Origin of the sequence: Coleofasciculus chthonoplastes PCC 7420 (assembly GCF_000155555.1) — a bacterium.
In the GTDB taxonomy this organism is placed as follows: domain Bacteria; phylum Cyanobacteriota; class Cyanobacteriia; order Cyanobacteriales; family Coleofasciculaceae; genus Coleofasciculus; species Coleofasciculus chthonoplastes_A.
The window spans coordinates 223,914-237,107 of record NZ_DS989852.1 but is presented as its reverse complement, the minus strand read 5'-3'; the positions used below and the strand labels follow the sequence as shown (position 1 = coordinate 237,107).

General features: G+C 46.8%; 11 protein-coding genes and 1 pseudogene. 7 read left to right on the top strand and 5 right to left on the bottom strand.

Translation table 11 applies throughout. The features are described 5' to 3' along the window. Positions 1-29: 29 nt before the first annotated feature. Complete coding sequence (locus MC7420_RS18025) at positions 30-1,223, top strand: extracellular solute-binding protein (protein WP_006101912.1); 1,194 nt, start codon at positions 30-32, stop codon at positions 1,221-1,223. Between the two features lie 109 nt (positions 1,224-1,332). Here the strand turns inward: MC7420_RS18025 and MC7420_RS43385 are convergent, their stop codons facing one another. Both MC7420_RS43385 and MC7420_RS18020 read right to left on the bottom strand, forming a co-directional pair. Continuing rightward, positions 1,333-1,458 (bottom strand): hypothetical protein, encoded by a 126-nt coding sequence (locus MC7420_RS43385; RefSeq protein ID WP_006101963.1) that lies wholly within the window; start codon positions 1,456-1,458, stop codon positions 1,333-1,335. Between the two features lie 31 nt (positions 1,459-1,489). Beyond that, positions 1,490-2,275 (bottom strand): hypothetical protein, encoded by a 786-nt coding sequence (locus MC7420_RS18020; RefSeq protein ID WP_006101944.1) that lies wholly within the window; start codon positions 2,273-2,275, stop codon positions 1,490-1,492. 430 nt (positions 2,276-2,705) lie between these two features. On the opposite strand from MC7420_RS18020, the gene zds reads away from it, so the two are divergent. The 4 genes from zds (at position 2,706) to MC7420_RS35395 (ending at position 7,333) form a co-directional block, all read left to right on the top strand. After that, positions 2,706-4,175 (top strand): 9,9'-di-cis-zeta-carotene desaturase, encoded by a 1,470-nt coding sequence (zds, locus tag MC7420_RS18015; protein WP_006101879.1) that lies wholly within the window; start codon positions 2,706-2,708, stop codon positions 4,173-4,175. A 409-nt stretch (positions 4,176-4,584) separates the two neighbouring features. Continuing rightward, positions 4,585-5,433, top strand: a complete 849-nt coding sequence (locus tag MC7420_RS18010; RefSeq protein WP_006101958.1) for an RRXRR domain-containing protein — start codon at positions 4,585-4,587, stop codon at positions 5,431-5,433. Between the two features lie 142 nt (positions 5,434-5,575). Next, entirely contained in the window at positions 5,576-6,025 is a 450-nt protein-coding gene (locus MC7420_RS18005; RefSeq protein WP_044207922.1) for an SRPBCC family protein, read from the top strand. 285 nt (positions 6,026-6,310) lie between these two features. After that, complete coding sequence (locus MC7420_RS35395; RefSeq protein ID WP_006102082.1) at positions 6,311-7,333, top strand: acyltransferase family protein; 1,023 nt, start codon at positions 6,311-6,313, stop codon at positions 7,331-7,333. Between the two features lie 71 nt (positions 7,334-7,404). Here MC7420_RS35395 and MC7420_RS17995 read toward each other — a convergent pair whose 3' ends face one another. From MC7420_RS17995 to MC7420_RS41585, 3 genes are all read right to left on the bottom strand, one after another. Further along, positions 7,405-9,147 carry an IS1634 family transposase gene (locus MC7420_RS17995; RefSeq protein ID WP_006101930.1) on the bottom strand — a complete coding sequence of 581 codons (1,743 nt, stop codon included), beginning with the start codon at positions 9,145-9,147 and terminating at the stop codon, positions 7,405-7,407. Between the two features lie 449 nt (positions 9,148-9,596). Beyond that, positions 9,597-10,385 (bottom strand): hypothetical protein, encoded by a 789-nt coding sequence (locus MC7420_RS17990; RefSeq protein WP_006101874.1) that lies wholly within the window; start codon positions 10,383-10,385, stop codon positions 9,597-9,599. Between the two features lie 42 nt (positions 10,386-10,427). Beyond that, positions 10,428-10,802, bottom strand: a complete 375-nt coding sequence (locus MC7420_RS41585) for a hypothetical protein (protein WP_198016491.1) — start codon at positions 10,800-10,802, stop codon at positions 10,428-10,430. 110 nt (positions 10,803-10,912) lie between these two features. Here MC7420_RS41585 and MC7420_RS17980 point away from each other — a divergent pair. Both MC7420_RS17980 and MC7420_RS17975 read left to right on the top strand, forming a co-directional pair. Then, a pseudogene (locus tag MC7420_RS17980) lies at positions 10,913-11,777 on the top strand (Tab2 family RNA-binding protein). A gap of 68 nt (positions 11,778-11,845) precedes the next feature. Next, positions 11,846-13,174, top strand: coding sequence for a TldD/PmbA family protein (locus tag MC7420_RS17975; protein ID WP_006101887.1), 1,329 nt, complete (start codon positions 11,846-11,848; stop codon positions 13,172-13,174). The last annotated feature ends 20 nt before the right edge of the window (positions 13,175-13,194 follow it).

Sequence of the window (13,194 nt, the reverse complement as noted above, 5' to 3'; positions counted from 1 at the left end):
ATTTTTACTCAATTCACCAGATTTTTGGGATGAAACGACGCTCCTTTCTCATGGGCGCTAGCGCCCTAGCACTGGGGCAATTGGCGTCTGGGTGTGGCAATAGACAGTCAACGGCTTTAAATGTAGGACTGTTGCAAAATTCAATTCCGGTTCAGTTATTGGCTGAATTTCGCCGAACCCTGGAGTCACCCGTGAGGCTCAAGTTTGACCCACAAGCCCAGCTTAAGGATATATACCAGAACCTTCGGGTGTGGAAACGACAATCAGAAAACCCAGAATCCTCGCCTGGGTTTTCCCTTCCTCTGATTAGTCGCAAACCTCCCGCGATCGCTAATTTGGTCACACTAGGAGATTATTGGTTAGAATCTGCTATCGGTGAGCAACTGATTCAACCGCTAGAGCTGTCAACATTACCAGGATGGCAACAGTTACCCCCGCGTTGGCAAGGGATTGTCAGACGTAATCGCCAAGGACAACTTGACGAATCGGGATTAATCTGGGGCGCACCCTATCGCTGGGGGACAGTAGTAATTGCCTATCGCCGGGATAAGTTTGAGGAATTAGGGTGGACACCGACAGATTGGAGTGACTTATGGCGTCCAGAATTACGCGATCGCATTTCGTTACTTGATAGTCCGCGAGAGGTAATTGGGTTGACCTTGAAGAAATTAGGGTTTTCCTATGATACCGCCAACTTGAGTCAAGTTCCCAATCTGAAAACCGAACTCTTAGACTTGCATAAACAGGTTAAACTCTACAGTTCAGATCACTATCTAGAACCCTTAGTGTTAGGCGATACCTGGTTAGCCGTGGGTTGGTCTACCGATATCCTATCCCTGCGCGGACGCGATCGCCAAATTCAAGCTGTCATTCCTCGTTCAGGAACCTCTCTTTGGGCAGATGTGTGGGTACAACCTGCTGTGCAAAAGACGGCTGCTGAATCGCCAGAACCAGAAACGTCCCAATCATTAACTCAGCAATGGATTGATTTTTGCTGGCGACAACAATCCGCGATCGACATTTCTTTATTAAGTCATGCAGCTTCACCGATACTGGTTACGATGAATCCGGCTACGTTACCCGACTCACTGCGACAGAGTGAGATCCTCTTACCAGAACCCTCTATACTCGAAGACAGTGAATTTCTATATCCCTTACCCCAAGAAGCGATTGAGCAGTACCTAGAACTGTGGCAAGAAATTCGCACAATGCAATTTGTTTAGACTTAAGTGGGGAGGGCGGGTTTTGTTGTTCATTGATTGGTGAGGAGGGCGGGTTTTGTTGTTCATTGATTGGTGAGGAGGGCGGGTTTTGTTGTTCCGTTAGTGGTGACTAGCTAACTTTAGTCCCTAAACCCGCCCCTACAATTGTCCCTAAACCCGCCCCTACAATTGTCCCTAAACCCGCCCCTACATCTAATTTTTCTGCCCTAAATGCCTTGGCAAATAAATTATGCAAATTTATTGTTTTTGTCCAAAGTCCAATCAATTTAGAATCCCAGTTTCTGGTAATGACGCTTGAGCAGGCGTTGAGCTGCATCTGATGAAATATTCACGGGTTCAAAGGCTTTCGTGTCGAATCGGCTTGTGCTAATCGTCATCAATTGCCAATTGCCTTGCTCATGCTGGAGAATGGCATCTCCACCAAGCTCTTCCATCGCCCACGTTACAATCGCATAAGGTTCATCAATAGTGATTTCTATAAACCGAACATTGTCGTGCCATTTATCCCAGTCATCTAGCAGCTTTTTTTCTAACTTATCTTGGCTTTCGTTAATCGTGATTTGCTGATGATCGGTAAAAAACGGGGCTTTAACTAACAAGACCGTTAGCAAATTTAAGTGAATATTTAAATGATAGATCATCGCTCCCAAACGACGAATCGCATAGGCTAAATTTTCATCAACATTCTTTAGATCACTCGGATTATTGCTGTGTTGCAGTTTCTGGCGACGTTCCAGGGAATGATTATAATCTTCAACTAAACCGAATATGCTCGTTGTCTTGCTGTCAAGCATGTAGAGAACATACTCATCCACCAATAAATGTTGAGGCGGGATTTTATAAATAATTTTTTTTAATTGTTCTACATTGATTGGTTCAACCTGACTCTTCTCAAATGCTTGAATGTTGGGATGATCGAGTAAGCTCAGTTCATGGCGAATGACTTGATCCGCTTTACGAAGCTTCAAAAAAATCGTATCGACTTCAACCGCTAGGGAAGATAGTAATACTTTCTCTTCCTCTCTTTTAAGTTCTTTGTTGTTCAAACACATTTGAGTTGCATTAAGAATGATTGAGCAAAAACAGTGACATTAAAACTGCTATTGCCTGTCGGCTTGGTTAGGATTAGGATCACGTCTAAGACCCTAACTCGGTAGAAGGACTTTGACTGGTGTTTTACCTTTGATTAGCAACCCTGATGTTCTGATTGAGTAACCTTGCCTGCTTTCTCTTTGGCGAGATATTCGCGTTACCCAATTTTTGTAGACTGGTAAGTCTGTAATACGTAATGTATGACGTGTAAGACACTGTGTACATTCTAATTCCTATTGGCTGACATCAGCAAGTCTGTTTAGCCAACTTTATCAAGATTTCATTCCCGCAAACAAAACTGGGATCAACGGCGATCGCAAGCCGATAGGCTGCATTTGGAACCCAAATTCTATTACAATCTGTAAAGAAAACTGAAAAGGAAGGGCTACGATGCGCGTTGCGATCGTTGGGGCAGGACTTGCCGGAATGGCGACGGCTGTAGAATTAGTCGATGCCGGACATGAAGTCGAAATCTTTGAATCCCGTCCATTCGTGGGCGGCAAAGTTGGCAGTTGGGTAGACGCCGAGGGCAATCACATTGAGATGGGGTTGCACGTCTTTTTTGGCTGCTACTACAACTTGTTTGACTTGATGCAGAAGGTAGGGGCATTGGAGAACCTACGTCTCAAGGAACATACCCATACCTTTATTAATCGGGGTGGGCGCACGGGGGAGCTAGACTTTCGCTTTATCACCGGAGCGCCGTTTAATGGACTCAAAGCCTTTTTCACCACCTCCCAGCTATCACCCCAGGATAAGCTACAAAACGCGATCGCACTCGGAACCAGTCCCCTAGTACGCGGCTTGATCGACTTTGATGGGGCAATGCAAACGATTCGCGACTTGGATAAAATTAGCTTTGCTGACTGGTTCCGCAAGCATGGGGGGTCTAACGGCAGCTTAAAGCGGATGTGGAATCCCATCGCCTACGCCCTCGGTTTTATCGATACAGAGAATATCTCTGCCCGTTGCATGTTGACAATCTTCCAGTTCTTTGCAGCAAAAACAGAAGCCTCCGTTCTCAGGATGCTGGAAGGTTCACCGAATGAATACTTACATCAACCGATTATCAATTACCTAGAAGCACGAGGAGCAAAAATTTACACCCGGCGACGGGTGAGAGAAATCCTCTACACCGAGACAGGAGACTCAGCTAACGTGACAGGTTTAGTCATCGCCCAAGGTGAAAGCGAAGAAACTATTACCGCCGATGCTTACGTTTGCGCCGCTGATGTGCCAGGAGTGCAGCGTTTATTGCCAGAATCATGGCGCAAATGGTCAGAGTTTGACAATCTCTATAAGCTAGACACCGTACCTGTAGCCACCGTACAACTGCGGTTTGATGGCTGGGTGACAGAACTCCATGATCCTCAAAAACGGAAGCAACTGGCACAAGCGACGGGGATGGATAATCTCCTCTATACTCCGGATGCGGATTTTTCCTGCTTTGCTGACTTAGCCTTAACCAGTCCCAGTGACTATTACAAAGAAGGACAAGGGTCACTGTTGCAATTAGTGCTAACGCCCGGTGATCCATTTATCCGACAAAATAATGAATTCATCGCCCACCATGTCCTCCAGCAAGTCCACGAACTCTTCCCCTCTTCGCGAGAATTGAACATGACCTGGTACAGTGTGGTTAAATTAGCTCAATCGCTTTACCGAGAAGCTCCGGGCATGGACCCCTATCGCCCTAACCAAAAAACCTCAGTGAGCAACTTCTTCTTGGCAGGTAGCTACACTCAACAAGATTACATCGATAGTATGGAAGGCGCGACCCTATCCGGGCGGCGTGCGGCTAAAGCGATTCTCGAACATGCACAAACACCTGTAGAACCAACCCTGGTTACCACGAGTTAAAAGTTATCTGAGAACCGGGGAAGTTCCGGATGTAGGGGCGGGTTTTACTGATAACGTTCTAGAAGCAACCGATAACGTGACTAAACCCGCCCTTGCAGGGGAAGCAGGGGGAGAGAAACTACTATTATGATCTACAACTTGCTTTCAACAACCCCAACCTACTTCGTTGAGGTTGGGGATTGCCGGACAAACGGCAATTTAAACCGTTGAATACCGCATTGAGTCTCGGTTTGGCACAGACACCCGGATACTTCCCTAGTCCGGATCAAATCTAAAGCCTTTTGTCGGGCTGTTGTAAGACAAGACATCTTAACCGAGATGGCGGGAAGGGACTACATTTCGACTTATCTCGACTTCGCTCGATACAAGTCGCTCAATGTAAACACTTTCACTCGTGAGGATTATCTCCATGCTACGAGTACCAGTTCTATCAAAGAGAAGATTCAATAACCGTAAACAGGGTAAACTACCTCCCTCTATTCGAGCCAACAGGCAGTTGGAGTTACGAGTAGTCAAACAACTGTGCCAACTATTTCCGATTAGTGCGATTCACTACGAGCTAGTCATGGCTGACGTAGATAGGACTAGGGGAAGAAAATTAGCACGATCCGGCGTTGGCTTCTCCCCGGTCATGGTGGGACAAGGACAAATGCTGACTTGGTTATCTGAATTAGCTCCAGTTACAACCCACAAGGGATGGCAGCGAGACGGCAATGGAACCAGTCAACTCAGAAAGTGGCTGGGACTACCCAAGGATAAGAAGAATAAAGCTTGCTCTACACCTGCGACCCATGCTGTTGACGGTGTAATTCTAGCCGCTTTCGAGTTCATTCAATGGCGCGAATGGCATTCTGATCATACTAAGCACGGTGACTGGAGAGGTGATGTTCAGATTACACCCGCGCCATTTACGATCATCCGCAGACCTCCAATCAGTCGTAGGCAGTTGCATTTATGTGTCCCGTCTAAAGGTGGAAAGCGGCGTAAGTACGGTGGCACTGTTACTCGTCACGTAGAGACGCGCCATGGCGCGTCTTTACGCAAGGGTGATCAGGTTATCGCTGAAAAAGCCGGGAAGTCCTATGTTGGTTGGTGTTCTGGTGATACTGATCAAGCGATTTCGGTTAGTGATGCTAACTGGAAGCGACTTGGGCAGTTTACGGCTAAAAAAGTCCGATTGTTGCAGCGAAGCACGGGATTAATTGTCGCGCCTTCAGTTGGATTGTCAAACCTAACCGCATCGAGCGGCGCGGTTTGACTCCTCTATCCCTCTCCACCCTCCTGAGCCTGCGAAGGATCTGCTGAGGGTGGAGTCTCACGAGGTTTTTGATGAATTATGAATTTTAATTACCTGTTCCCTGTTTCCTAGTCCCTGACAAATGACGAATGACGAATGACAAATGACGAATAACTCTGACTGGCTAGAACACAGTGTACAAGTTGAAGTCGAGGTGCCAATGGAAACCGTTTGGAGCCTCTGGTCTGATTTAGAGCAAATGCCACGCTGGATGAAGTGGATTGACTCGGTACAAGTATTAGAAGATAATCCAGATTTGTCCCGTTGGAAACTCGCCAGCAGTGGCTTTGAATTTAGCTGGATCTCTCGCATTCTGAAATTAGTGCCCCATCAGATTATTCAGTGGGAATCTGTTGATGGTTTACCGAATCGGGGTGCAGTGCGCTTTTATGATCGCCATGGAAGTAGTGTTGTTAAACTTACGGTGGCTTACGATATTCCCGGCATCTTAGGTAAGTTGATGGATGGTTTGTTTTTAGGTCGAATTGTCGAGTCTACGATTCAAGCTGATTTGGATCGGTTCCGGGACTATGCGCTTAAAATCCAAAGTTAATAATAAGCTGTTCGGCATTTAAACCTTAATATCAATAACGGCGAAAGGATGGTAGTGCGTTAAGCGAAGCCATGCCGCAGGCTTTGCATCTTGCTCGCTACTAATACCCAATTTAAATGCATGACAGCTTATCGCTCTTATGTCACTCTGGGAGGAGTATAATAAAGAGAAATCGCTGAAACCCTTGTTGATTGTTAATGGGTTACGGGTCATCGATCAGATTACCAATTGCTCAATATAATTAAATATTCAAATAGATATGCACTCTGAGTTGAGGATTGGCTGATGGCTAATATCTCTAAACAAACCCAAACTACCTTTGCGACTAAACAGCGGGTGCAATGGGTTGATTATGCCAAGGGTATCGGAATATTTTTAGTCGTTTTTGGTCATACGCTTAGAGGTTTAGTTAATAGCTCAATACTTGATGCATCAACAATAATTATTTCAATAGATCAGTGGATTTATGCCTTTCACATGCCACTTTTCTTTTGCCTTTCAGGATTATTTATCGAACGATCAGCCTCCAAACCACTAAGAGATTTTGTTGTCAGTAAGCTCAAGGTTATCGCGTACCCCTACTTTGTCTGGTCAGTGTTTCAAACTATCCTTCAGGCTATAGCAGGTAGTTATACAAATAATCCGATACCCCTAACTAACTTGTGGCGAATTGTCTACCAACCCGTGATGCAATATTGGTTTCTCTACACTCTCTTTGTCATCATGTTGGTCTACGCGATTGTCCACAAGCTAAATGTTTCTCCCAGAGTATTTTTAATTTTGGCGATTTTATTTTACTTGACGCAAATTGTTGATGTTCACTTGGGTTCATGGGAAGTTTTGTATTCAGTCCGCCGCTATGCTATCTACCTCGCCTTGGGTGCGGTAGTAGGCAGTAGTCGATTAATGTCACAGTTAAGTCAATGGAAAACCAAGACTTTGCTCATTGTTATTATTGGTGGATTTTGTGCTGTGGGATTAGCGGTTGGGTTCAATTTGATGGCGGTAAAATTGCTGACGCCTATAGTTGCTATATTTGGCATCGCCGCCTCAGTTGCTTTGGCGATTTTCCTGGATCGGTTTAATAGAAATGGCTTCGTGAAACAGTGGGGAAGCTTTTCGCTAGAAATATACGTGGCTCATACAATAGCTTCGGCATCACTACGAATTTTTCTACAATATGTCTTCGGGTTTACCGAGCCGATCGCACACCTTATCCTGGGTACAGTCGTAGGTATTTATGCGCCGATCGCACTGTATCGGATTTGCCAACGAAGTCGGCTTCGATATATGTTTCGCCTCGTTTAATCTGAAGTTCCCCTTTGACAAATCGCTACACTGTATGCCTATCTTGGCTTAGGGCGATTTCACTTTCGGCTTCACTGGGTACAAATCAGGCTGACGCCCAACAAATCTAAAGCCTTTCTTTGTACCGGAGTCGGTTCGGTTACCTTGTCAAAGTCGAAATTTACACCTGGAATATTAGACTGAATTCGATTGTTAACAATCGTGCCTAAATCAGCCAACAGGGTTTGAAAGCTATGCACGGGTAAGTTATCAGCTGTCCGCTTCTTTTGGGCTTTAGAAGAAGCCGAATCGCTCCGAACTGAGTGGGTGACTATTCCTTCACGTAATCTAAGAGCATTTTCCCAATCATCTTCATCGAAAAGAATCGGGGCTAAACATCGACGCATATGCCATTCTACATAGTACGCCAACATACATAAGAATACATGAGCTTTCACTCTATCGCTGTTACGATGATAGATGGGACGCACTTTTAAGTCAATGGTTTTATAGCTGCGGAAGGCTTGCTCTACTTTCGATAAACTCTTATAGGCTTTTACAGTATCTTCGGCATTCAGTGTTTCTTCGGGTACGGAACTTCTCACCACATATAAACCATCCAATGTCGCTTCTTCCTCGATACTTTCTCGGTTTCTTTGGTAAGAGAAGCTATCAGGAGTTATCTGGATATTGAAGTGTTTAGCCACACTATACTTGTTGATGACTTCACCGACTTTCAGTCCAATTTCAGCTTCACCCCTTAGGGGACATCTTTGCCGCGATGTGGCGCTGACTATTTTATCTAATTTCTGCTCAGTGGCATGCAATAACTCTTCGCGATTTCTCTTTCTTTCTTCAGCTAAGAAGGGATTCCGACAGGCGACTAATCTCTCTCCCGGATAGTCTTCACAAGTAATTTCAGCTAGGTCTTTTTCATCAAATAGAGAGAGCTGAATGTACGACTGATTACCCAGTTTCGGGATTTGGCTTGAACGTAGCGCGGTTATCCAGTCTACTCCTGCTGTTTCCTTCAAGTCTTCTCGGATTCTCGCTTGTGTTATCATTCCCCTGTCCCCCACCCAGATTATTTTCTTTAATCCAAACCGAGTGCGGACTTTTTCTATCTGTTGGGTTAATGTACTAGGGTCGGCTGTATTTCCTTCAAACACCTCTACAGAAATGGGACATCCTTGGGCATTACATAATAATCCAAATACTATTTGCAATTTTCCTTTTTTCTTGTCTCTATTATATCCGAATTGTGCCAAAGGACAAGTCTTTCCTTCAAAATATGTTGAACTGACATCATAGAGGACTAATGTTCCTTCTACCAGATGGATAGCTGCCAAACTCTTTTCTATCTCCTCTTGCCGAGACAAGAGCCAGTCCATGGCTAAATAGAGTTCGTCTTCATCCGTCCCAGACAATCCCAATCGTTCTCCTAGACTGGATAGTTTAGTTGCCTCTTGTAATCCTCTGGCTGTGGCTAATTTCGACTTAGGGGCAATAATCCGCGCCGCTATCATCGATAGCACTAATCGTCGGTTACGTGTGTTTTCACCGCTGATAATCGAGTCTAATCCGATTTTTTTTATTGTTCCTAGCACAGCGGCAACGTGACCGTGAGGGCGAGAACGGACTATGTTAAACGCTTCTTCGATGTCTTCAATGGCTTTGCCTCCTTTGAGAAGGATTTTTAAGCCGTCTACGGCTTCATCCGGCAATTTAGACAGGTTCGCTAGGGTACGTTTCCGCACTTTCTTGCCTTCGCGATAGGACTCACGAAGTAATACGGCGGGTGGGGAATTTCGGTTCGGAACACGTTCTATGTACATGACTACAATTATCTCACAGATTTTTCCCCAAGACTATTAAGAAAATCTTAAATATACATGGGTACGAATTGAGGGGGCTAAATTGCTAAAATGCTTATGCAGTAGGAGTTCAGTCCCCTATAGTACATCTGGACGGGGGGAACTTCAGTTTAATACCCGTTGTGCCGTTCGCCCGGTATCTGAGTCAAGACTATTTTCTCAAAACCCAATCACGATCGAGACTGATGAATTTTCATCCTATTTGCAGATTCGATTAACTCGACTCTTAAGATAGGTTGCAGTTATAGATCTACCCCAAGAAGTGACTGAATCTTATGGAACTGGTGTTCCTCTTGATCCAGCGTCGAATATGGGTGGGCGAACCACACACGATCAGGCTTGATGAATCCAATCACTATTCCCTGTTTCCTTGTCTTCCTACTGAATCCCATTCATTGATCGAGTTTCAGCTATGAACCTCTGTCTTGCTCATCAAACTCAAATCCCCAGTCTTCACCTTCATCCTCATCCTCCGGTTCCGCTTGGGGTGGGGGTTGGCGGTACGGCGGGGTAATTACTCGATAGTTAGCATCATACACTGCCTCAGATTTGCCAATCCTCGATTTAGACGTATTAGATTCCCGGTAACTGTAGGAATAAACCGAGTCGGATTGAGAACGGCGGCTGGGTTCTTGAGGTGATTCGTAACTACTGTGATCGCTTCCGATACTGCGCTCTTCGCGATCGCGCTCTGTTTCCTCTAACACCTCTTCCTCTGGCTGACTCTCCAACTCATCCCAGTCAAACTCGTCCTCTATCGAGGTTGCCGATTCTCCTTCAAAGTTCCACTCTGGAGCAACAGCTTGATCCCAATCAGAACCGGAAGCAGAGGGGGAAGATTTGGGAGGAGGAGGTGGTGGTGGAGGGGGTGGGGGAGGTGGCATTTCTGGTTCACTTTCCTCGGGTTCAGGTTCCTCCTGCTCAAACTCAGCATTTGATCGCCAGCGATTTGGAGGCGATGCTTGGGCGGCGCGATCAAACCTCTGAACCCTCCTGGGTCGAAAACTGAGCAATTGTAAGACTAAACTGGTGAGTATGCCGAGTGCGATCGCCAGTCCTATCCATACCGTCAGAGGCAATGCAACCGTTTGCATTCCTAAAAATACGATAGACAAGGCGGGGGCTGACAAATTTGACAACACAAATATAGCCAGTCCGCCTCCAACCACGCATAACAGGACAATTCGATTCACAGGCATGATTAGTGATTTACAGGTATGGATAGAGCGCTTACCTCTAACTTACCGCGTTCTTAACATCTGATCCGTTATAGCGCTACGCGCTAGGCAATAGACAACACCTCGGACTTCGGCGTGAGGCTTCGACGGTGAGCGCGGCAACTGAGCCTGTCGAAGTTCAGCCGAACCGCGCTCGGTAACACGCTCGGTGTGGAATATGCAATAGGTAAGGTAGAGTTTTGAGTTAACTTCCCCTGCTCCCCCTGCTCCCCCTGCTCTCCCTGCTCCCCCTGCTCCCCCTGCTCCCTCTGCTCCCCCTGCTCCCCCATCTCCCCCTGCTCCCCCTGCTCCCTCTGCTCTCCCTGCTCCCTCTGCTCCCCCCATCTCTCCCTGCTCCCCCTGCTCTCCCTGCTCCCCCTGCTCCCCCTGCTCCCCCATCTCCCCCATCTCCTATCCACTCGATTTGACCGCAACTTGGCATAAATCGTTCAGGGAGCGGATCGCTAACCCGTATTATTAGAAGAGGGGTTAGATTATACAGTCTTGGCATGACGATTATTTGGGAACTCGATTTCTATTCACGTCCAATCTTGGACGACAATCAGAAGAAGCTCTGGGAAGTCTTAATTTGTGAGAGTCCTTTAAACATCCACCAATCCACAGACGACTTATTTCAGTACGCGCAGTTTTGTTCCAACCAGGAGGTCAACTCCTTATGGTTGCGGCAATCCCTAGAAGAGGCGATCGCGAAAGCTGGACAAGCACCGACCAAAATTCGCTTTTTCCGGCGTCAGATGAACAATATGATTACTAAAGCCTGCCAGGAGTTAGGCATTCCTGCGATCACGAGTCGTCGGACATACACGCTGGATCACTGGCTTAACCAGCGGATCAAGGACGTTTATCCCCAGCAACCCGGATATCAGGTCCTCAGCCGCCGCCTCTGCCTTTGTGCGCTACCAACCTCAAGTTCCTCAACCCTTACCCGACGCCATCCAGGGACAAAAATGGGCATTGGTGAGCTTAGAAGCTGCTGCTTTTGCGGAGATGGAGGAGTGGGAGATTGACTTTGGCGAAGCCTTTCCCCTCTCCATGATGAATCTGGCTCCAGATACGCGCATTCCTGGAGTGATTATTTTCTCCGATCGCGCCAAAGCCCTAGCCGCGTGGATGTCAGGTTTAGAACTAGCGTTTGTTAAATTTCAAGGAGGTGTCACTCCTCGGTTATTACTGGAAACGGGTGCTAGTGATAGCTGGGCTTTAGCCAACCTCACCGATGCCCAAACCCTAGCGGAAGCTCAAGGCTTTGAATCTGCCAAAGAAAACGCCCAGTCCATACATTTTCTCGCCGTGCAGTCAACACCAACCTCAGAAACCTTTGCTGGATTTTGGTTATTGCAAGAATTAACGTAGCCCTGAATGGGTTAGGGGTTTATCACCATGAGCCGGAACTATAAACAGAATAATTAACCCTAAACATTATGGAGTCTCCGAATTTGTCACCCGCCCTGCCCTGCGAACAACTTTTAGATCTGGCACTCAAAGCCGGAGCCAAGGATGCTGAGGTCTATCAGTCGCAATCGCTGTCTCGACCTGTACTCTTTGAAGCGAATCGCCTCAAGCGGCTAGAAAGTAGTCAATCAGAAGGGGTGGCGCTACGCTTATGGAAAAACGGTCGTCCCGGATTGGCGGTTGCTTATGGTGCAGTGAATCCCCAAGACTTAGTGGATCGCGCCATTGCCATTAGCACTCTGAATGAATCGGAATCGGTGGAACTCACACCGGGACGTACCGAAGGTTATCCCGACTTGGGCAAGTCCGTGGCGGTAGAAGAATTGGTCGTCATGGGCAAAGAAGCGATCGCCAAAATTCGGGACGCGAATCCAGAGGTTCTGTGTACCGCCGAATTGGAATGTGAAGCCGAAACCATCCGCTTGATCAACTCTCAAGGCTTAGATTGTCACTACACCGACACCACACTCAACTGTTTTGTCTCCGTCGAATGGGTGCGCGGCGATGACTTTTTATGCGTCTCGGATGGTCAAACCCAACGGGAACAGCTTAACGCCGATAAAATCGTACAAGCGATTCAGCAACGCCTCAACTGGGCGCAAAATAACGTTTATCCCCCTATCGGTCAAGTCCCAATTTTGCTCACCGCCAAAGCCGCCGATTTACTCTGGGATACCGTCCAAACCGCATTAAATGGAAAACAGGTATGGGAAAGGGCTTCCCCTTGGAGCGATCGCTTGGGTCAAGTCGTCAGTTCCCTCAACCTTACCCTATCTCAACAACCGAATACGGGTCCCTATAGCTGTCCTTTTGACGACGAAGGGACACCCACCCGACCCCTATTATTAATTCGCGAAGGACAATTGCAACAGTTTTATGGCGATCGCACCATTGGGCGATTACTGGGAACAGGCAGTACAGGGAATGGATTTCGTCCCAGCTTAGGCAGTTATCCCACCCCAGGTTTAGTCAATATCATGGTGCAACCCGGTAAAGGCTCATTGAGAGACTTACTGATGCAACTCGATGATGGATTAGTCATCGACCAAATCCTCGGTGGTGGGGCTGGCATATCTGGAGACTTTTCTGTCAATGTAGATTTAGGGTATCGCGTCTGCAACGGTATGATCATCGGTCGGGTAAAAGACACTATGGTTGCGGGTAACGTCTACACTGCCCTCAAGCAGATTGTTGCTCTGGGTGAAGATGCAGAATGGAATGGTCCGTGTTATACCCCCTCTTTAATTTTAGAAGGACTCTCAGTCACTGCATCTGAGCAGACCTCTATTTTGATTTAGCTCGTTAGGAGATGATGGGG

What these genes read in the sequence shown, in the direction of transcription:
- MC7420_RS17995 (WP_006101930.1), bottom strand. Translation starts at nt 9,147, where the DNA reads ATGTACATAGAACGTGTTCCGAACCGAAATTCCCCACCCGCCGTATTA.
- zds (WP_006101879.1), top strand. Translation starts at nt 2,706, where the DNA reads ATGCGCGTTGCGATCGTTGGGGCAGGACTTGCCGGAATGGCGACGGCT.
- MC7420_RS17990 (WP_006101874.1), bottom strand. Translation starts at nt 10,385, where the DNA reads ATGCCTGTGAATCGAATTGTCCTGTTATGCGTGGTTGGAGGCGGACTG.
- MC7420_RS18010 (WP_006101958.1), top strand. Translation starts at nt 4,585, where the DNA reads ATGCTACGAGTACCAGTTCTATCAAAGAGAAGATTCAATAACCGTAAA.
- MC7420_RS41585 (WP_198016491.1), bottom strand. Translation starts at nt 10,802, where the DNA reads ATGGGGGAGCAGGGGGAGCAGGGGGAGCAGGGAGAGCAGGGGGAGCAG.
- MC7420_RS18005 (WP_044207922.1), top strand. Translation starts at nt 5,576, where the DNA reads ATGACGAATAACTCTGACTGGCTAGAACACAGTGTACAAGTTGAAGTC.
- MC7420_RS18025 (WP_006101912.1), top strand. Translation starts at nt 30, where the DNA reads ATGAAACGACGCTCCTTTCTCATGGGCGCTAGCGCCCTAGCACTGGGG.
- MC7420_RS35395 (WP_006102082.1), top strand. Translation starts at nt 6,311, where the DNA reads ATGGCTAATATCTCTAAACAAACCCAAACTACCTTTGCGACTAAACAG.
- MC7420_RS18020 (WP_006101944.1), bottom strand. Translation starts at nt 2,275, where the DNA reads ATGTGTTTGAACAACAAAGAACTTAAAAGAGAGGAAGAGAAAGTATTA.
- MC7420_RS17975 (WP_006101887.1), top strand. Translation starts at nt 11,846, where the DNA reads ATGGAGTCTCCGAATTTGTCACCCGCCCTGCCCTGCGAACAACTTTTA.